Source organism: Pseudomonas sp. JL2, from assembly GCF_031570495.1.
GTDB classification, from domain to species: Bacteria; Pseudomonadota; Gammaproteobacteria; order Pseudomonadales; family Pseudomonadaceae; genus Aquipseudomonas; species Aquipseudomonas rhizophila.
The window spans coordinates 221,898-240,924 of sequence record NZ_JAKUDH010000003.1 but is presented as its reverse complement, the minus strand read 5'-3'; the positions used below and the strand labels follow the sequence as shown (position 1 = coordinate 240,924).

Below are 19,027 nucleotides of genomic sequence, written 5' to 3'. Positions count from 1 at the left end.
AGGTGCCTTCATCGCGAGCAAGCTTTGCTCCCACAGAGTTACCCTCGGGGCACCAGATCCAGGCACACCGAATTGATGCAATAACGCAAGCCCGTGGGTGGCGGGCCGTCAGGGAAGACGTGGCCCAGGTGCGCGTCACATTTGGCGCAGACCACTTCGGTGCGGATCATGCCGTGGCTGACATCGCGCACTTCCACCACTGCGCTGCCTTCGATCGGCGCGTAGAAACTGGGCCAGCCGCAACCGGAATCGAATTTGGTCTGCGAATCGAACAATGGCTCGTTGCAGCAGATGCAGTGGTACACACCATCAGTCTTGGTGTCGTTGTATTTACCGGAGAATGGCCGTTCGGTGCCCTTCAACCGACAGACGTTGTACTGCTCCGGGTCAAGCATGGCGCGCCATTCTTCAAGGGTTTTCTGCAACTTTTCCATCGTCCTACCTCGGCAATTGAAAAAGCCCGATCCGACGCTTTTCCGCAGATCGGGCGGCACGTATGATTGCGCCTCGTCAGGCGCCAGTCTGGCAGTCACGTCATGCGCATTCAAACGGATTGTCACGCATGTACCGCGTCAAGCCTGGGCACAGACGCAGGATCCCCAGTACGGTAGTTCACTCGCCGCCTGGATCGTTCATTTTCGGGAACACATCGCCATGCAGGTCAGCAAATCGAACAAGCTCGCCAACGTCTGCTACGACATTCGCGGCCCGGTGCTCAAGCACGCCAAACGCCTGGAAGAGGAAGGCCATCGCATCCTCAAGCTGAACATCGGCAACCCGGCACCCTTTGGTTTCGAAGCGCCCGATGAAATCCTCCAGGACGTTATCCGCAACCTGCCGACCGCCCAGGGCTACAGCGACTCCAAGGGCCTGTTCAGCGCCCGCAAGGCCGTAATGCAGTACTACCAGCAGAAACAGGTCGAAGGTGTCGGCATCGAAGACATCTACCTGGGCAACGGCGTGTCCGAACTGATCGTGATGTCGATGCAGGCCTTGCTCAACAACGGCGATGAGGTGCTGGTGCCGGCCCCGGACTACCCATTGTGGACCGCCGCCGTGAGCCTGTCGGGCGGCAACCCGGTGCATTACCTGTGCGATGAACAGGCCAACTGGTTTCCCGACCTGGCGGACATCAAGGCCAAGATCACCCCGAACACCAAGGCACTGGTGATCATCAACCCGAACAACCCCACTGGCGCGGTGTACTCCAGGGAGGTCCTGCTGGGCATGCTGGAACTGGCTCGCCAGCATAACCTGGTGGTGTTTTCCGACGAGATCTACGACAAGATCCTGTACGACGATGCCGTGCACGTCTGCACCGCGTCACTGGCGCCGGACCTGTTGTGCCTGACCTTCAACGGCCTGTCCAAATCCTATCGGGTGGCGGGTTTCCGCTCCGGCTGGATCGTTATTTCCGGTCCCAAGCATCACGCCCAGAGCTACATCGAAGGCATCGACATGCTGGCCAATATGCGCCTGTGTGCCAACGTACCGAGCCAACACGCGATCCAGACGGCGCTGGGTGGCTACCAGAGCATCAACGACCTGGTCCTGCCCCAGGGCCGGTTGCTGGAGCAACGCAACCGTACCTGGGAATTGCTCAACGACATTCCTGGTGTCAGTTGCGTCAAGCCAATGGGGGCGTTGTACGCCTTTCCGCGGATCGACCCGAAGGTCTGCCCGATCCACAACGATGAAAAATTCGTCCTCGACCTCCTGCTGTCCGAAAAGCTGCTGGTGGTCCAGGGCACGGCGTTCAACTGGCCATGGCCGGATCACTTCCGCGTCGTGACCCTTCCCCGGGTCGACGACCTGGACCAGGCCATTGGCCGGATCGGCAACTTCCTCAAGTCCTACCGCCAGTAATCCAGGTGGCGTGCGAGGGGACGACTCGCACGCTGTTTGATTCAGCAACACATCCGTTTCGCCCGTTGCGGCAGGCCTTCTACACTGAAGGCGCGGCAGACGGTGCGCGGCGCGACTCAACGTTCACGGGGTACGGGCGCTCCTTTTCTTTTCCGCGGTCACTTTCAGAAAAGTCTTTCAAACATTTGCGACGCGTGTAGGACACAGTTTGAAATAGTCGGCGTGTTGAATAGCCTGCGGCGGCACCTTATATACCCCGCATAACGCTACATCTTTAGCATGAGGAGATTTCCACAACCATGATGCGCATCCTGCTGTTTTTGGCCACTAACCTGGCGGTCGTGCTGATTGCCAGCATCACCCTGAGCCTTTTTGGCTTCAACGGGTTCATGGCGGCCAACGGGGTTGACCTCAACCTCAGTCAGCTGCTGATCTTCTGTGCGGTGTTCGGTTTCGCCGGTTCCCTGTTCTCGCTGTTCATCTCCAAGTGGATGGCGAAGATGAGCACCAGCACCCAGATCATCACTCAGCCGCGCACTCGCCACGAACAATGGCTGCTGCAAACCGTCGAGCAGTTGTCACGCGAAGCCGGCATCAAGATGCCGGAGGTGGGCATCTTCCCAGCCTACGAGGCCAACGCCTTCGCCACCGGCTGGAACAAGAACGACGCGCTGGTCGCCGTCAGCCAGGGCTTGCTCGAGCGGTTTTCGCCGGATGAAGTCAAGGCTGTGCTGGCCCATGAGATCGGTCACGTCGCCAACGGCGACATGGTGACGCTGGCGCTGATCCAGGGCGTCGTGAACACCTTCGTCATGTTCTTTGCCCGCATCATCGGCAACTTCGTCGACAAGGTGATCTTCAAGAATGAAGAAGGCCAGGGCATCGCCTACTACGTGGCGACCATTTTCGCCGAGCTGGTACTGGGCATCCTCGCCAGCGCCATCGTCATGTGGTTCTCGCGCAAACGTGAGTTCCGCGCAGATGATGCCGGCGCACGCCTGGCTGGCACCAGCGCCATGATTGGCGCACTGCAACGCTTGCGTGCCGAGCAAGGTTTGCCGGTACACATGCCCGACACCCTCAATGCCTTTGGCATCAACGGTGGCATCAAGCAAGGCCTGGCTCGCATGTTCATGAGTCACCCGCCACTGGAAGAGCGTATCGACGCACTGCGTCGTCGCGGCTGACAGGTTCAAGCTTCAAGAAAAAGCCCGCAGCGATGCGGGCTTTTTTTCTGCCTGATTTATGAGTTGCCTGGTCTGGCCCCATCGCGAGCAGGCTCGCTCCCACAGGGCGTCTTCGGCGAGCGCCAATTCACAGTTCGCAACGGATCAACTGTGGGAGCGAGCCTGCTTGCGATAAGGCCAGCGGGCACGCCACATCAACGACTGGAAACCCGATACACCCGCTCATCCAGCCTTTTGACCCCAGCCTGCAAGAACTTCCAGCTTTCCCCCAGCACATCCTGCTCCTGCAATACCTCCAGCCGCCAGACCTCGCCCAGCAGCCTCTGCACTTCGCCATCCCCTACGGAAAACGGCGGGCCAGGCATTTCATCCTGTGAGTAATCCAGAGTAATGAGCAATCCGACACACTGCGGCAGAATCTTCTGCAGATGAGCCGCATACCGCTCCCGCATCGGCCCAGGCAGGGCGATCAATGCAGCGCGATCGTACAGCGCCGTGCAATCGCTCACATCCTCCGGGCTCAGGGCAAAGAAGTCACCGCAGCGGATTTCAATGTCAGCGGCACGGAACACCTTGAATGCGCCCTCTTCACTCACGCTCGGCTCAAGCTGATGCTCAAGGAAGAAATCCGCGGCGGCTTTTTCCGACAGCTCCACCCCCAGTACCGAATACCCCTGTTGGGCAAGCCACAAGAGGTCGAGCGTCTTCCCGCATAGGGGCACCAGCACCCGACTGCCCTGCTCAACCCCCAGTTGCGACCAGAAACGTTGCAGATAGGGATTCACCTCTGGCAGATGAAAACCGATCTGATTCGTTGACCAGCGCTTGTGCCAAAACTCAGGCTCCATCACTCACTCCAGAAAAACCGATTAAAACGGGCTAAAACTTATATTAGATTTAGATCATAGACCTGACAGAAGATGGCGACATCTTAACGCTCAGGAGTCCGTTCATGCTGCCCAGCCTGTTTATCTCCCATGGCTCACCGATGCTGGCCCTGGAACCCGGCGACAGCGGCCCGGCACTGGCTCGCCTCGCCGCGCAACTGCCCACACCCAAAGCCATCGTCATCGTGTCCGCGCACTGGGAAAGCAGTGAACTGCTGGTCAGCGCCAATCCGCATCCACGAACCTGGCACGACTTCGGCGGCTTCCCGCCGGCTCTGTACGAGGTGCAATATCCGGCGCCGGGCGATCCACAATTGGCGGGGCAAGTGGCGGCCCTGCTCAACGCCGCACACCTGCCGGCACGCCTGGACACAGAGCGACCCTCCGATCATGGCGTGTGGGTGCCGTTGTCCTTGATGTACCCCAAGGCCGAGATTGCCGTCGTGCAGATCTCCCTGCCCAGCCGACAAGGGCCGGCCCTGCAAACCCAGGTCGGCCGGGCCTTGGCGAGCCTGCGCCAGCAAGGCGTGTTGCTGATCGGCTCAGGCAGCATCACCCATAACCTGCGCGACCTGGACTGGAACGCCGGCCCCGAAAGCATTGAGCCCTGGGCCAAGGCTTTTCGTGACTGGATGGTGGAGAAATTGGCAGAGGACGACGAAGCCGCGCTGCATGATTACCGTCGCCAGGCACCCCACGCCGTGCGCAGCCATCCCAGTGACGAGCACTTGTTGCCGTTGTATTTTGCCCGAGGTGCGGGAGGTGAATTCAGCGTTGCCCATCAGGGGTTCACCCTGGGGGCTTTGGGGATGGACATCTATCGGTTTGACTGATGAACCGAGTCGCGTTCAATCGCGAGCAGGCTCGCTCCCACATTTGACTGCATTTACCTGTGCCACTGTGGGAGCGAGCCTGCTCGCGATGGGCTCGCCCTGAAAAGACACCCAGCTTCAGGCAAAAAAAATCCCCGAACCAGTCGGGGATTTTTTATGTTCGATCAATCAGCCCGAGAGCGGATCAATCTTCGCGATAGCGACGCAGTTTAAGCTGCTTGCCGGCGACACGAGTGTCCTTCAGTTTGGTCAGCAACTTCTCCAGACCATCTTCCGGCAGCTCTACCAGGCTGAAGCTGTCACGTACCTGGATGCGACCGATGGCCTCACGAGCCAGACCGCCTTCGTTGAGGATGGCGCCCAGCAGGTTCTTGGCCGCGATGCCGTCACGGGCACCCAGCGCAGTACGGCAGCGCGCACGGCCTTCGGCCAGCGGGATCGGCGCACGACGCTCGCGATCACCACGGTCCGGACGATCACCGCTACGCTCTGGACGATCGCCACGCGGTGCGTTGTTCGGCACCAGTGGACGTTCTTTCTCGATCGCAGCGAGGGTCAGCGCCTGGCCATTGGTGGCCTTGCGCAGCAGAGCAGCGGCCAGGGCACGTGGGGTGCAACCGATGTCGGCGGTCAGGCGATCGAGCAGATCACCGTGGGTCGATTCGGCGTCAGCCACCAGTGGCGACAGGCTGTTGGTGAGCTTCTTGATGCGGGCATCGAGAACTGCCTGGGCGTCCGGCAGGCGAACCTCGGCGACCTTCTGACCGGTTACACGCTCGATCACTTGCAGCATGCGGCGCTCACGCGGGGTGACCAGCAGCAGTGCACGACCTTCGCGACCGGCACGGCCAGTACGGCCGATACGGTGAACGTAGGATTCCGGATCGTACGGCATGTCCACGTTGAACACGTGGGTGATGCGCGGAACGTCCAGGCCACGGGCGGCAACGTCAGTGGCCACAACGATGTCCAGACGGCCATCCTTGAGGGAGTCGATCACACGCTCACGCTGGTTCTGGGCAATGTCACCGTTCAGCGCAGCGGCTTTGTAGCCTTTGGCTTCCAGGGCGCTGGCCAGGTCCAGGGTCGCTTGCTTGGTACGTACGAACATGATCAGGGCGTCGAAATCCTCGACTTCCAGCAGGCTCAGTACGGCCGAGGTCTTCTGGTCGGCGTGAACCAACAAGTGAGCCTGTTCGATCGCGGTGACGGTCTGGGTCTTGGTCTGGATCTTTACGTGTTGCGGATCGCGCAGGTGGCGCTCGGCAATGGCGCGGATCGACTGCGGCAGAGTGGCCGAGAACAATACAGTCTGACGGGTCGCTGGCAGGGCCTTGAAGATGACTTCCAGGTCATCCATGAAACCCAGCTTGAGCATTTCGTCGGCTTCATCGAGAACCAGGTGGTTCACGGTGGCCAGGACTTTTTCGTCACGACGCAGGTGGTCGCACAGACGGCCCGGAGTGGCGACAACAATCTGCGCGCCGTTACGGATGGCTTTGAGTTGCGGGCCCATTGGAGCGCCGCCGTAAACAGCCACAACGGTTACACCAGGCATCTGCTTGGAGTAGGTTTCAAAAGCGGTTGCTACTTGCAGCGCCAACTCACGAGTTGGCGCCAGGATCAGGGCTTGCGGTTCGCGCTTAGCAGGATCGATGCGATGCAGGATCGGCAGGGCGAACGCGGCGGTTTTACCCGTACCGGTTTGTGCCTGACCAATCATGTCGTGACCGGCCATGATGATCGGGATCGATTGCTGCTGAATAGCCGAAGGTTCTTCGTAACCAGTCGCAATGACGGCTGCAAGAATGTTCGGATTAAGATTAAAAGCGACGAAGCCGCCGGTTTCCTGGGTCATGGGTCTGCCTCTAAGTGCATCCGCAAAGACCCATGCTCCAAAGCTGCGCATGCCGTGTTGAGACTCAAGAGTCGCCCTGGCTGCTTTGTCGGCGGGGATTTGCGAAAACGAATGAATGAAAAAGAACGTCGTGGAAGCATCCGTTGTGCGGACATGCAACCGAAGCTGGCTTCGGGGAATTGCGCTACCTTGACGCGGCCCGGCTAAAGGCCGGCGCGCACTATACCGGAAATCGCCCGAAAAGGGAGATTTTTTATTGCCAAATCCGGTTATGGGACTGGCTGTCGTGGGCGTCGGGACAGCCGGCTTAAACGATTTACCTTCCGACAGCTTGCCTATCAAGTCGCCGGACGAATGGCCTTGATCAACGACTGCAACGAATAACCCAGCCGCGGCGCCAGCCCTTCGGCCCGGGCGACCAGTCCTTGCATGTCCAGTTCCTGATCCAGATCCGCCGGCACGATCAGGATGACATTGCCTTCTTTAACCGGCAGCTCCCAGTAATGCCGGTGGTACAAGCCGCGCAGCAGCGCCGCGCCCAATGGCTTGCCGTCGTCGGTGGCCCATTGGTTGATCACCAGCCAGCCGCCGGGGTTGAGGCGTTTCTGGCAGTTCTCCAGAAAACCCCAGGCCAGGTGCCCGACGCCAGGGCCGACGTCGGTATAGAGGTCGACAAAGATCAAATCCGCAGGCTCGGCGGTTTCAAGCAGCTCCAGGGCATCGCCGACGCGGATGTACAGCCGCGGATCGTCGTCCAGCCCCAGGTATTGGATGGCCAGGCGCGGCACATCGGGGCGCAGTTCGATGGCTTCGACATCTTCCAGCGGCAGAAACTTGAGGCAAGCCTGGGTCAGCGTCCCGGCGCCCAGCCCAAGAAACAGCGCGCTTTCCGGCTGCTCGTGGCACAACGCGCCAATCAACATGGCGCGGGTGTAATCATATTCGAGCCAGCTCGGGTCGGCCGTGAACACGCAGCTCTGTTCGATGGCATCGCCAAATTCCAGAAAACGGTAGTCCGCCACTTCGAGAACCCGGATAACACCGAACTCGTCATGCACTTCGGCGAGCAAATGCTCGACGCGCTCCTCTGTCATTTCATCTCCTGTGGCTGCGCTGACCCTGAACATAACCGGGGCAAAAGCGCGATTGTCCGCGAAGCGACGCAAACAGGTCACGCACTAATTTGCTGATAACATGGCAACCCGAGCGTAAACCACCTAGAGATCATGATGAGCCAACCCTGGAGCCCTGACAGCTGGCGCGCCCTGCCGATCCAGCAGCAACCCCAATACCCCGACGCGGCGCATTTGCTGCAGGTCGAGCAGACCCTGGCCAGTTATCCGCCGCTGGTGTTTGCCGGTGAAGCCCGGGAGTTGCGCCGTCAGTTCGCCGAAGTCACCCAAGGCCGGGCCTTCCTGCTGCAGGGCGGCGACTGCGCCGAGAGCTTTGCCGAGTTCTCGGCGGCGAAGATCCGCGACACCTTCAAGGTGTTGCTGCAAATGGCCATCGTCATGACCTTCGCCGCCGGTTGCCCGGTGGTCAAGGTCGGTCGTATGGCCGGACAGTTCGCCAAACCGCGCTCGGCCAACGATGAGACGATTGGCGGGGTAACCCTGCCGGCCTATCGCGGCGACATCGTCAACGGCATCGGCTTCGACGAAAAAAGCCGCGTACCGGACCCGGAGCGGCTGCTGCAGTCCTACCATCAGTCCACCGCCACCTTGAACCTGCTAAGGGCCTTCGCCCAGGGCGGATTCGCCGATCTGCATCAGGTGCACAAGTGGAACCTGGACTTCATCGCCAACTCGGCCCTGGCTGAGAAGTACAGCCACCTGGCCGACCGTATCGACGAAACCCTGGCCTTCATGCGCGCCTGCGGCATGGACAGCTCGCCGCAATTGCGCGAAACCAGCTTCTTCACCGCCCACGAAGCGCTGCTGCTCAATTACGAAGAAGCTTTCGTGCGCCGCGACAGCCTGACCAACGACTACTACGACTGCTCGGCCCACATGCTGTGGATCGGTGACCGCACCCGTCAGTTGGACGGTGCCCATGTCGAATTCCTGCGCGGGGTGAACAACCCGATCGGCGTCAAGGTCGGCCCGAGCATGAACCCCGACGACTTGATCCGTCTGATCGACGTGCTCAATCCGGACAATGATCCGGGGCGGCTTAACCTGATCGCGCGAATGGGCGCGAACAAGGTCGGCGATCACCTGCCGCAGCTATTGCGCGCCGTGCAACGAGAAGGCAAGCAGGTGCTGTGGAGTTCGGACCCGATGCACGGCAACACCATCAAGGCCAGTAGCGGTTACAAGACCCGGGACTTCGCGCAAATCCTCGGGGAAGTGAAACAGTTCTTCCAGGTTCACGAAGCCGAGGGCACCTATGCCGGGGGCATCCACATCGAAATGACCGGGCAGAACGTCACCGAGTGCATTGGCGGCGCGCGGCCGATCACCGAGGACGGGCTGTCGGACCGTTACCACACTCATTGCGATCCGCGGATGAATGCCGATCAGTCGCTGGAACTGGCGTTTTTGATTGCCGAGACGTTGAAGCAGGTGAGGCGGTGAGTCAGTAAGTCATTCGCCGTTTGTTGGATTGCTATCGCGAGCAGGCTCGCTCCCACATTGACCGCGGCGTTCACAAATCCTGTGTTCACCAAAGGTCAACTGTGGGAGCGAGCCTGCTCGCGATGAGGCCAGTTCAGTCACCCCCCACCTCAGCCAACGCCCCCGCCAGCCGAACCCCACCCGCCCGAGCGCAATTGAGCTGGACCCGCGCCAACCCCAGCCAGTCGGCCAAGCGTCGCAGGTTCACCGCCAAAGCCTGCATCCCTTCCTCGTCCAGCCCCGGCGCCTCCTCGTGCACGGCATGCACCGCCAATCGACCCAAAGCCCGCTCCGCCCGCAGATCCACCCGCGCGGCGATACGTTCGTTGTGCAGGAATGGCAGCACGTAGTAGCCGTACACCCGCTTGTGAGCCGGGGTATAAATCTCCAGTCGATAACGGAAGTCGAACAGCCGCTCGGTACGGCTGCGCTCCCAGACCAGTGAATCGAAGGGCGACAACAACGCACTGGCCGCCACCTTGCGGGGAATCTTCGCGGTGGGTCGGCACCAGGCCGGTTGCTTCCAGCCTTGCACCTGGCAGCGCACCAGTTCACCGGCCTCCTCCAGTTCGGCCAGTCGTCCACGGCTATCGGCCGGATCGAGTCGAAAATAGTCGCGCAAATCTTTCTCGGTGCCCACACCCAAGGCTTGGGTAGCATGCAGCAGCAAGGCGCGCTGAGCCTGGGGCTCGTCCGGCAGCGGTTGTTGCAGGACCGAGGACGGAAACACGCGTTCCGGCAAGTCGTAAAGCCGCTCGAAGCCCCGCCGCCCCGCCACCGTCACTTCACCCGCCGCGAACAGCCATTCCAGCGCATGCTTCTCGGCGCTCCAGTCCCACCAGGGGCCGGCCTTTTCCTGGCGCGTGGACAAGCTGCCCGCCCCCACGGCGCCTTGCTCGCGGACCGAAGCCAGTACGCGACGAATGACATCCTGACGCTCCTGACCGAACTGCGCCAACTGTCGATAAATGCCCTCACCGCGGGACGCACGCTCCATGCGCCAGCGCATCAGCGGATACATCGCCAGCGGCAGCAATGAGGCTTCATGCCCCCAATATTCGAACAGCGTACGGCGTCGGCCCTGGCTCCAGGCTGCCTGGTCGAGCAAATCAGGGGGGTAGTGACCGAGACGGGAAAACAGCGGAAGGTAGTGCGAACGCACCAATGCATTGACCGAATCAATCTGCAGGACGCCGAGGCGTTCAATCAGGCGGTTAAGGCGCGCCGGTTGCACCGAAGCTGACGTCGGCCGCCCGTCGAATCCTTGGGCGGCCAGCGCCAGACGCCGGGCCTGTTTGAGGGTAAAGGACAGAGTCGCGGGCATGAAGATCTCCTTGTCTGCTCGCAACCTACCTCACCATTAAGCGGTTTGTGTAGGGAAGGATGGCTCATTTGTGCATCGGGTCATCCCAGAATGGCCGAACCACTTCCTTTTCGACGTCGGCACGGCTGACGCCGATGTCCTTGAGCGCCTCATCGCTCATTCCGGCAAGCAGTTCACGTTCGTGGTGCAATTCGTACCAGCGGCTAAACTTGTGCAGCAGAGCGCTGATGGAAAAGCCATGGGATGAGAGTTTTTCTATCAGTAGATAACCTTTTTGACCTTTCATCGTGATGTCCTCCGTTGGGGATGGCTCAAGTCTCACGCTAACGCTAAGATCAATCCAACGAATGTTTCTGATGCAATACATCTCGGAGATTGATCAATTGTCGAGTTACCCGAGCATCGATACGGAAGTGCTGCGTACCTTTGTCGCCATCGCTGACCAGGGCGGTTTCACCCGTGCCGGTGAGTTGGTCAATCGCACCCAGTCCGCCGTCAGCATGCAGATGAAGCGACTGGAAGAAGATGTATTGCAGCGGCGGCTGTTCGAGCGTGACGGGCGCCAGGTCAAGCTGACCGCCGAAGGCCAGGTGTTGCTCGGCTACGCCCGGCGGATCCTCAAGCTGCACAGCGAAGTGTTCAACACCCTGCGTGAGCCACACATGGTCGGCACGGTGCGCATCGGCACCCCGGACGATTATGTGATGCGTTTTTTGCCGGGGATCCTGCAGCGCTTCGCCCAGTTCTATCCCTTGATCGAAATTGAAGTGCACTGCGAGTCGTCCAAGCAGTTGCTGCTGCGCCAGGATCTGGACCTGTCCATCGTCACCCGCAAACCGGGGGACGAAATCGGCCAGTTATTGCGCAAGGAGCGCTTTGTCTGGGCCGAAGCGGCATGCTTCAACGTCCACGAACAAACACCGTTGCCGCTGGCGATGTTCAACAGTGATTGCTTCTGCCGGCAATGGGCCTGCAATGCACTGGATGCCATGGGCCGCGATTATCGCGTGGCGTACAACAGCTCGAGCCTGTCGGCGCTCATGGCAGTGGTTGGCGCGGGCCTGGCGATCACCGCGCAACTGGAAAGCCTGCTGACCCCGGACATGCGCGTGCTGGGCGAGGCGGAAAACCTGCCGCAGTTGCCCGAAGCGAGCATCATGCTGATCCGCAACCTGCATAATCCGTCGCCGATCACCGAGTGCCTGGCCGAGCACATCGTCGAAGGTTTCAAACTTTAAAGGCGAGCAAGATCGCGCACAGCACCAGGAAACCGCAGAACAGCCCGCGCAGCAGCCGCTCCGGCATGGCGTGGGCGACTTTTACCCCCCAACTGATACTGAGCAGGCCACCAGCGGCCAGCGGCAGGCCGATCCACCAGTCCACTTGGTGATGCACCGCATACGTGGCGAGGGTCACACCAGTACTGGGCAAGGCCAACGAGAGAGACAATCCCTGGGCGACCACCTGACTGGTACCGAACAGGCTGGTCAGGAACGGCGTCGCGACGACCGCCCCGCCGACACCGAACAATCCGCCCATGGTCCCCGACGCCGCCCCCAACACGGCGAGCCACGGCCAGCCATAACGCATCTGCGCCGAAGCCGGGGGGCTGGCGGCGAACATGCGGATCAGGTTGTAGGCCGCCAGCACGATCAGGAAGGCCACGAAGCCGATTCGCATGCTTTGCGCGTCGATGCCCACGGCCCAGATCGAGCCAAGCCAGGCAAAGCAAAAACCCATGGAGGCCAGTGGCAGTACATGACGCATTTCAATGCGATTGCGCTGGTGGTAGCGCCACAAGGCGAGCATCACGTTTGGCACGACCATCACCAGGGCCGTGCCCTGGGCGATCTGCTGATCGAGGCCGAACAACAGGCCCAGCACCGGAATGGCGATCAACCCGCCACCAATCCCGAACAATCCCCCCAAAGTGCCCAATGCGGCACCGAACGCCAGATACACCACACCTTCGATCACACCGATTCCCCCTTGACCAGGGCGCTTATCCTACGCAGTCGGCGCTCGCGGGGGAACGCAACTTCCGATCAGAACGTCAGAATTATCTGGCGCATTAAAGGTTCGCCCGCTAGATTCGTAGCGATCATTGATTGAAGGTTCTGCCATGAGCACCCAACGCGACACCCCCGACCCCTGCGAAGCCCTGTTGCTCGACAACCAGGTGTGCTTCGCCCTGCACTCCACGTCGCTGCTGATGACCAAAGTCTACAAGCCGCTGCTGCAAGCCCTGGGCCTGACTTATCCGCAGTACCTGGCGATGATGGTGCTGTGGGAAAAGGACGGCCTGACTGTCGGGGAAATCAGCAACCGCCTGCTCACCGATCCGGGTTCACTGACCCCGTTGCTCAAGCGCCTGGAGGCCGAGGGCTTGCTGAGCCGCACCCGCAGTCGTGAGGATGAACGCGTGGTAATCGTCGAGCTCACCGAACAGGGACGCGCCCTGCAGGAAAAGGCCCTCAACATTCCCCAGTGCATTCTCGGCGCCAGTGGCCAGACCCTGGAGCAATTGAAGAAGCTGCAGCATGACCTGCAAGAGCTGCGCGGGAATTTGCAAGACAGCCTCTGAAACGCAGCCTGTCCAGCAGCACCGTCAACTGCCCCAACGCTATCGCGAGCAGGCTCGCTCCCACATTTTGATCTTTGGTGAACGCACTTTTTGTGTTCAACACAGATCGTTGTGGGAGCGAGCCTGCTCGCGATGGCACCAGTCCGATCACCTCCTGCCCCCTCTCTTAAAAAAAAATTCCAGCTGATGAAACCGCTCTATCTCAAGGGATCTACGCCGTTTGAGCGAGCGAAATTCAATTCCCCTTAAAAATTTATCTTGCGCGCAAAATATTAGCGCTATACATTTGCCTCACACCTACTTAGCGCACAAACATTTAGCGCTGCAACAGCAACCAAAAACGAGGCTCTCACCATGCAAACGCTCTACACCGCAATCGCAACTTCCACCGGTGGCCGTGATGGTCGTGCAATCTCCAGCGACAACATCCTGGACGTCAAACTCGCCACCCCCAAAGAACTCGGCGGTGCAGGCGGCGCGGCAACCAACCCGGAACAACTGTTCGCTGCCGGTTACTCGGCCTGCTTCATCGGTGCCCTGAAATTCGTCGCAAGCCAAAGCAAGCGCAAGATTGCGGATGACGCCTCGATCACCGCCCATGTCGGTATCGGCCAGATTCCCGGTGGTTTCGGCCTCGACATCGACCTGCACATCAGCTTGCCCGGTCTGGACCTGGCCGATGCACAGAGCCTGGTGGACGCAGCTCACCAAGTCTGCCCGTACTCCAACGCCACTCGTGGCAACGTCGATGTGCGCCTGCACGTCACCGTTTAACCAACGCCTTCCAGCCTGCACTTAAGGAGATGCACATGAACACCTTCAGCAAAGCCTTGACCGGCACCCTTCTGGCACTGAGCGTCGGCAGCGCGTTCGCCGACGGCATCGTGGAACACAACACCCAGGCGTTTCTCGACGCGCTGAATGCCGGCACCGGCAAGCCATTGGAGCAACTGTCGCCCAAGGACGCCCGCGCGGTACTGGTCGGCGCCCAGGCCGGGGTGAAACTGAGCTTGCCCAAGGCCGACGTCAGCGAGAAAACTATTGAGGTCGATGGTCAGCCGATCAGCCTGACCATCGTCCGGCCGGCCGGCGTCAAGGGTGAGCTGCCGGTGTTCATGTTCTTCCACGGCGGTGGTTGGGTATTGGGAGATTTCCCAACCCACGAACGGTTGGTTCGGGATCTGGTGGCCGGATCAGGTGCCGTCGCGGTGTTCGTCAACTACACGCCTTCGCCGGAAGCGCATTACCCGGTAGCGATCAACCAGGCCTACGCGGCCACCAAATGGGTGGCCGAGCATGGCAAGCAAATCAATGTCGATGGCAAGCGCCTGGCCGTGGTGGGCAACAGCGTCGGCGGCAACATGGCAGCGGTCGTGGCGTTGATGGCCAAGGACAAAGGTACCCCGGCGATCAAATTCCAGGCCTTGTTGTGGCCGGTAACCGATGCCAGCTTCGAGACGGCGTCCTACAACCAATTCGCCGAGGGACACTTCCTCAGTAAAAACATGATGAAGTGGTTCTGGGACAACTACACCACCGATGCCGGGCAACGCAGCGAGATCTATGCCTCTCCGTTACGCGCCAGCACCGCGCAACTCAAGGGCCTGCCGCCCGCGCTGGTACAGACCGCGGAGGCCGACGTGTTGCGCGATGAGGGTGAAGCCTACGCCCGTAAACTGGACGCGGCTGGCGTGCCGGTCACGGCGGTGCGCTACAACGGCATGATTCACGATTATGGTTTGCTCAATGTGGTGAGCCAGGTGCCAGCGGTGCGTTCGGCGATGTTGCAGGTATCCCAAGAACTGAAACAACATCTGAAGTGACTTGTGGCGCAACCCTGTGGGAGCAAGGCTTGCCCGCGATGAACACAGCGCGGAACCGAGGCGTCTGGATCGCGGCAAGCCTTGCTCCCACAGGGCAGGATTAAATCCCCTCGCCACCGCCTCCATCCTGCCCTCTGTCTGAACATGATCCGCAGGCATGAAAAAGCCCGACTCAATGGTCGGGCTTTTTCATACACAAGACTTCGCTTATTTAGCGCGGCCTTTGTAGGAACCGCCTTCGCGGGTATCGATCTCGATCATGTCGCCGATTTCGATGAAGTCAGCAACCGACAGCTCGGTACCGTTCTTCAGTTTGGCAGGCTTCATTACCTTGCCGGAAGTGTCACCGCGAGCGGAACCTTCGGTGTAGTCAACCTGACGCACGATGGTGGTCGGCAGTTCTACGGAGACCAGACGCTCTTCGAAGAACACGGCTTCGCAGACGTCGGTCATGCCTTCTTCGATGAACGGCAGAACGCTTTCGATGTCTTCGGCGTTCAGCTCGTACATGGTGTAGTCAGTGGTGTCCATGAACGTGTAGGTGTCGCCGCTGATGAAGGACAGGGTCGCTTCTTTGCGGTCGAGGATCACGTCGTCCAGTTTGTCATCGGCGCTGTAGACGATCTCGGTTTTGTAACCGGTCAGCAGGTTCTTCAGCTTGGTCTTCATGATCGCGCTGTTACGACCCGACTTGGTGAACTCAGCTTTCTGAACCAGCCAAGGATCGTTTTCGAGACGGATCACGGTCCCGGGTTTCAGTTCTTTACCAGTTTTCATTGCGAATATCCGAATTTGGATGGGATTTACAAAAATCTAGGCCGCGTATCATATCCAATTTACATAAAACTTCACCAGCGCTGCGGCAAGATCGGGTCGCGAGGCCTGTTCCAGACACCACGCCTGGGCATGATCGAGCAGTTCCTGCTGCTGTTGATCGACCATTTTCCAGTGTTCGGCCATGTCCTGACCAGCATTCCAGGATCGCCAGAGACCGCTGATCGCTTTTTCAGCCGGCTCCGAAAGGCCGTGGGTGTACAGCCGGAGGAATGCCTCGAGTTTTTCCAGATGAACGTCTTCTTCCTGCTGGTAGATATGCCAGAGCAGCGGCCGACCCGCCCATTGGGCGCGCACGAAGGAGTCTTCACCCCGCACGGCGTTGAAATCGCAGCACCATAGCAGTTGATCGTACTGATCCTGGCGGACGAACGGCAGCACCTGCACCGTCAGGGCACCACGTTGCTGTACCGCACCGGCCTTCAGGCCATCGATGCCGAGCCAACGCTGGACATCGCCGAGCACCCGACCTTCGGGGATCAATACATGAGAGGCCTGGGTATCGGTCGCCATGGCATCGAACCAACTGGCAAGCCCGGCGTTTTCGTAGGCAAACAGCGAGATCAGACGCGAGCCCGGCGTCCGATGGACGCCCAACGCCTCCAGGAAAATCCGTTGCGCCTGGGCATCCTGCTGAAACTGCCGACGCCGCTCCAGCAGGCCGGCTTCACGCAGCAGCCCGCCCGTGCCCTCGCGGAAGCCCGGAAAAAAGAAATATTTCTGCACGTGCTTGTATTTGACCGAGGGTAATCCGTGGCACCCGATCACCCAATCTTCCGCACTCAGGTAATCGAGGTTCATCCACAACGGCGTGGTCTGCCGCTCGGCCATCGCATCCATGTAGGCGCTCGGCAACTGGCAGGCAAACGCGGCGATGACTACATCGGCGGCGTCGGTGGACGGCCAGACCTCAGGCCAATGGCAGACTTGCACACCCTGCTGCCATTGCTCGGACAGCGTGATGTCGATTTGCGGACACAGTCGTTCAAAGGCCCGCAGGTCATCTACCCATAGCCGCACCGCACATTGATGCTCGGCCACCAATTGCCGAGCCAGGCGCCAAGTGACGCCGATGTCGCCAAAGTTATCGACGACGGTGCAAAAAATATCCCAGCGCACGGTCATTCCCGACTCCCTGTGGCAAAGGCCTGATTGTCCCGCATTAAACCGATGATGCAGAAGAGCCGACGGCGATTAATCTTCATGCGACAATCGCCGCCTATCACGTGTTCATTGCCAGGAAGCAGCCATGTCCGATCACCCGCCAGCGCCACGCCTTACAGCCCTGCAATTGACCGTCAGCATTGCCCTGGGCCTGTGGCTGGGGTTCCTCGCCATCGTATTGACCGGCTGGCTGCTGTCCAGATTCCTGTTCAACGAACAACTGGCGCCAGTGGCCGCAGCCGTGCAGCAACTGGGGCAACCGCCAGCGGTGCAACCGGCCCCGGAACCGCCAACCCCCATGTTCGAGCAGTACCAGCAAAATCTGCAACGAAACGAACAACGACAAGCCCTGGATCAAGCCCGCAGCGATCCTCGCAACCTGTCCAACCCCAAGTGTCAGTTCTGGTTGCAACAGGACCAGAACGCGCCCAGTGAAAAGAGCCGGGCCAACGTTTTGCAGTTTTGCGATTGATCATGAACAAACAGATCGTTCACCAACTGATTCTCGACAAACTCAGGATTGACCTGGGTATCGCTGAGCGCGCCGCGCAAACGGCCTACGAAACCGCGACCCACGAGGAAAACATCGCCGAGAACAAATACGACACCCTGGGTCTTGAAGCGTCTTACCTCGCTGCCGGGCAAGCCAGGCGTGTCGAAGAAATCCGCCAGGCCCTCGCCCTCTGCCAGAACCTGATACTCCGGCCCTACGACGAACAGCGCGGCATTCAGATTGGCACCCTGATCGGGCTGGCGGATGAAGATGACCGCCAGCAATGGTTGTTTCTGGGACCGGATGCCGCGGGCTTGAAAGTGTCGCTGGTGGGCCAGCCGATCACCGTCATCACCCCTCGCTCGCCGCTGGGACGAAGCCTGCTGGGCAAGTTCGAAGGGGATGAAGTAGAGATCGTCGTCGCAGGCGCCCGGCAACAGTTCGCTGTCACCGAGGCGATCTAGCACTCACTGTTCAGTGCACCGGTAATTCCACACCGTCGAACAGCTCTTCGAGTTCCTGCTTGTTGTGGCACTGGATGGCCTTGGCCATGACTTCCCGGGTCAGGTGTGGGGCGAACTTTTCGATGAAGTCGCACATGAAACCACGCAGGAAGGTGCCACGCCGGAAACCGATCTTGGTCACGCTGGACTCGAACAACTCGCTGGCATCCAGCACCACCAGATCGCCGTCCAGCTTGGTATCGACGGCCATTTTCGCCACGATGCCCACGCCCAGGCCAAGGCGGACATAGGTCTTGATGACGTCGGCGTCGGCGGCGGTGAACACCACTTTCGGGGTCAGGCCGCGATGGCTGAAGGCTTCGTCGAGTTTCGAACGGCCGGTAAAACCGAACACATAAGTCACGATGGGGTATTCGGCCAAGGCTTCAAGCGTCAACTTTGGCAGCTTGGTCAGCGGATGGCCCTGAGGCACAACCACGCAGCGGTTCCAGCGGTAGCACGGCATCATCACCAGATCGCCGAACAGTTCCAGAGCCTCGGTGGCGATGGCGAAATCCACGGTACCGTCCGCCGCCATTTCGGCGATCTGCATCGGCGAGCCCTGGTGCATATGCAAGGCCACGTCCGGGTATTGTTTGATGAAGTTGCTGATCACCGGAGGCAGTGCATAACGGGCCTGGGTGTGGGTGGTGGCAATCGACAGCGTGCCTTTTTTCTCGTTGGAAAATTCCTGGGCAATCTGCTTGATGCTTTCGACCTTGCGCAGGATCTCTCCGGCCGTGGTGATGATGCGCTCACCGGCCGGGGTCACGCGGGTCAGGTGCTTGCCGCTGCGGGCGAAAACTTCGACACCCAGCTCATCCTCCAACAGGCGGATCTGCTTGCTGATGCCGGGTTGCGACGTGTAGAGGCTTTGGGCAGTAGCGGAAACGTTGAGGTCGTGGTGCGCCACTTCCCAGATGTAGCGCAGTTGTTGAAGCTTCATATGTACCCCTCAAAGCAGTTGGACGCCACGGGCATCAGCGACGGTATATAACTATATGAATGGTTGTATTAATTAATCTAGAACTTTTTATAAAAAAGCCACTACTTTGC

General features: G+C 59.9%; 20 protein-coding genes. 10 read left to right on the top strand and 10 right to left on the bottom strand.

All coding sequences use genetic code 11. The features are described 5' to 3' along the window. Window positions 1–38 precede the first annotated feature (38 nt). Complete coding sequence (msrB, locus tag MKS85_RS06850) at window positions 39–434, bottom strand: peptide-methionine (R)-S-oxide reductase MsrB (RefSeq protein WP_047226373.1); 396 nt, start codon at window positions 432–434, stop codon at window positions 39–41. A gap of 220 nt (window positions 435–654) precedes the next feature. Here msrB and MKS85_RS06845 point away from each other — a divergent pair, with 220 nt between their 5' ends. After that, window positions 655–1,866, top strand: coding sequence for a pyridoxal phosphate-dependent aminotransferase (locus MKS85_RS06845; RefSeq protein ID WP_047226372.1), 1,212 nt, complete (start codon window positions 655–657; stop codon window positions 1,864–1,866). Between the two features lie 299 nt (window positions 1,867–2,165). Further along, a complete protein-coding gene (gene htpX / locus MKS85_RS06840; protein ID WP_047226371.1) occupies window positions 2,166–3,053 on the top strand; it encodes a protease HtpX in 888 nt (295 codons plus the stop codon). 194 nt (window positions 3,054–3,247) lie between these two features. Here the strand turns inward: htpX and MKS85_RS06835 are convergent, their stop codons facing one another. Then, a complete protein-coding gene (locus MKS85_RS06835) occupies window positions 3,248–3,901 on the bottom strand; it encodes a thiopurine S-methyltransferase (protein ID WP_188251187.1) in 654 nt (217 codons plus the stop codon). Window positions 3,902–4,005: 104 nt separating this feature from the next. Between MKS85_RS06835 and MKS85_RS06830 the strand changes: the two genes are divergently transcribed. Further along, on the top strand, window positions 4,006–4,773 hold the full coding sequence (locus MKS85_RS06830; RefSeq protein WP_047226369.1) for a class III extradiol ring-cleavage dioxygenase: 768 nt from the start codon (window positions 4,006–4,008) through the stop codon (window positions 4,771–4,773). Window positions 4,774–4,957: 184 nt separating this feature from the next. Here the strand turns inward: MKS85_RS06830 and MKS85_RS06825 are convergent, their stop codons facing one another. Both MKS85_RS06825 and MKS85_RS06820 read right to left on the bottom strand, forming a co-directional pair. After that, window positions 4,958–6,631, bottom strand: coding sequence for a DEAD/DEAH box helicase (locus MKS85_RS06825; protein ID WP_047226368.1), 1,674 nt, complete (start codon window positions 6,629–6,631; stop codon window positions 4,958–4,960). Between the two features lie 338 nt (window positions 6,632–6,969). Next, window positions 6,970–7,725: a spermidine synthase gene (locus MKS85_RS06820; RefSeq protein ID WP_047226367.1), complete on the bottom strand. Its 756-nt coding sequence runs from the start codon at window positions 7,723–7,725 to the stop codon at window positions 6,970–6,972. A 135-nt stretch (window positions 7,726–7,860) separates the two neighbouring features. On the opposite strand from MKS85_RS06820, the gene MKS85_RS06815 reads away from it, so the two are divergent. Then, complete coding sequence (locus tag MKS85_RS06815) at window positions 7,861–9,207, top strand: class II 3-deoxy-7-phosphoheptulonate synthase (protein ID WP_047226366.1); 1,347 nt, start codon at window positions 7,861–7,863, stop codon at window positions 9,205–9,207. A 133-nt stretch (window positions 9,208–9,340) separates the two neighbouring features. On the opposite strand, the gene MKS85_RS06810 is transcribed toward MKS85_RS06815, so the two are convergent. Together MKS85_RS06810 and MKS85_RS06805 are read right to left on the bottom strand one after the other, a co-directional pair. Then, complete coding sequence (locus tag MKS85_RS06810) at window positions 9,341–10,570, bottom strand: winged helix-turn-helix domain-containing protein (RefSeq protein WP_310662772.1); 1,230 nt, start codon at window positions 10,568–10,570, stop codon at window positions 9,341–9,343. A 64-nt stretch (window positions 10,571–10,634) separates the two neighbouring features. Then, window positions 10,635–10,856 carry a DUF1127 domain-containing protein gene (locus tag MKS85_RS06805; RefSeq protein ID WP_047226364.1) on the bottom strand — a complete coding sequence of 74 codons (222 nt, stop codon included), beginning with the start codon at window positions 10,854–10,856 and terminating at the stop codon, window positions 10,635–10,637. A 97-nt stretch (window positions 10,857–10,953) separates the two neighbouring features. Between MKS85_RS06805 and MKS85_RS06800 the strand changes: the two genes are divergently transcribed. Continuing rightward, window positions 10,954–11,808 (top strand): LysR substrate-binding domain-containing protein, encoded by an 855-nt coding sequence (locus tag MKS85_RS06800; RefSeq protein WP_171061402.1) that lies wholly within the window; start codon window positions 10,954–10,956, stop codon window positions 11,806–11,808. Here MKS85_RS06800 and MKS85_RS06795 read toward each other — a convergent pair. Beyond that, window positions 11,798–12,532: a sulfite exporter TauE/SafE family protein gene (locus MKS85_RS06795; protein WP_047226362.1), complete on the bottom strand. Its 735-nt coding sequence runs from the start codon at window positions 12,530–12,532 to the stop codon at window positions 11,798–11,800. The two genes, MKS85_RS06800 and MKS85_RS06795, sit on opposite strands and share 11 nt — an antisense overlap. A gap of 160 nt (window positions 12,533–12,692) precedes the next feature. Here MKS85_RS06795 and MKS85_RS06790 point away from each other — a divergent pair, with 160 nt between their 5' ends. The 3 genes from MKS85_RS06790 (at window position 12,693) to MKS85_RS06780 (ending at window position 14,977) form a co-directional block, all read left to right on the top strand. Continuing rightward, window positions 12,693–13,154: a MarR family winged helix-turn-helix transcriptional regulator gene (locus tag MKS85_RS06790; protein ID WP_047226361.1), complete on the top strand. Its 462-nt coding sequence runs from the start codon at window positions 12,693–12,695 to the stop codon at window positions 13,152–13,154. Between the two features lie 354 nt (window positions 13,155–13,508). Continuing rightward, window positions 13,509–13,928: an organic hydroperoxide resistance protein gene (locus tag MKS85_RS06785; protein WP_047226360.1), complete on the top strand. Its 420-nt coding sequence runs from the start codon at window positions 13,509–13,511 to the stop codon at window positions 13,926–13,928. Window positions 13,929–13,963: 35 nt separating this feature from the next. After that, on the top strand, window positions 13,964–14,977 hold the full coding sequence (locus MKS85_RS06780; RefSeq protein WP_076385714.1) for an alpha/beta hydrolase: 1,014 nt from the start codon (window positions 13,964–13,966) through the stop codon (window positions 14,975–14,977). Between the two features lie 207 nt (window positions 14,978–15,184). Here MKS85_RS06780 and MKS85_RS06775 read toward each other — a convergent pair whose 3' ends face one another. Both MKS85_RS06775 and earP read right to left on the bottom strand, forming a co-directional pair. Further along, window positions 15,185–15,754 carry an elongation factor P gene (locus MKS85_RS06775; RefSeq protein WP_003199385.1) on the bottom strand — a complete coding sequence of 190 codons (570 nt, stop codon included), beginning with the start codon at window positions 15,752–15,754 and terminating at the stop codon, window positions 15,185–15,187. Window positions 15,755–15,802: 48 nt separating this feature from the next. Further along, the gene (gene earP / locus MKS85_RS06770; RefSeq protein WP_047226358.1) at window positions 15,803–16,936 is read right to left on the bottom strand and encodes an elongation factor P maturation arginine rhamnosyltransferase EarP; all 1,134 of its coding nucleotides are present in this window, start codon (window positions 16,934–16,936) and stop codon (window positions 15,803–15,805) included. 124 nt (window positions 16,937–17,060) lie between these two features. On the opposite strand from earP, the gene MKS85_RS06765 reads away from it, so the two are divergent. Further along, window positions 17,061–17,447: a hypothetical protein gene (locus MKS85_RS06765; RefSeq protein ID WP_092458927.1), complete on the top strand. Its 387-nt coding sequence runs from the start codon at window positions 17,061–17,063 to the stop codon at window positions 17,445–17,447. A 2-nt stretch (window positions 17,448–17,449) separates the two neighbouring features. Continuing rightward, window positions 17,450–17,932 (top strand): GreA/GreB family elongation factor, encoded by a 483-nt coding sequence (locus tag MKS85_RS06760; protein WP_047226356.1) that lies wholly within the window; start codon window positions 17,450–17,452, stop codon window positions 17,930–17,932. A gap of 10 nt (window positions 17,933–17,942) precedes the next feature. Here MKS85_RS06760 and cysB read toward each other — a convergent pair whose 3' ends face one another. Further along, window positions 17,943–18,917: an HTH-type transcriptional regulator CysB gene (cysB, locus tag MKS85_RS06755; protein ID WP_018603112.1), complete on the bottom strand. Its 975-nt coding sequence runs from the start codon at window positions 18,915–18,917 to the stop codon at window positions 17,943–17,945. Between the last annotated feature and the right edge of the window lie 110 nt (window positions 18,918–19,027).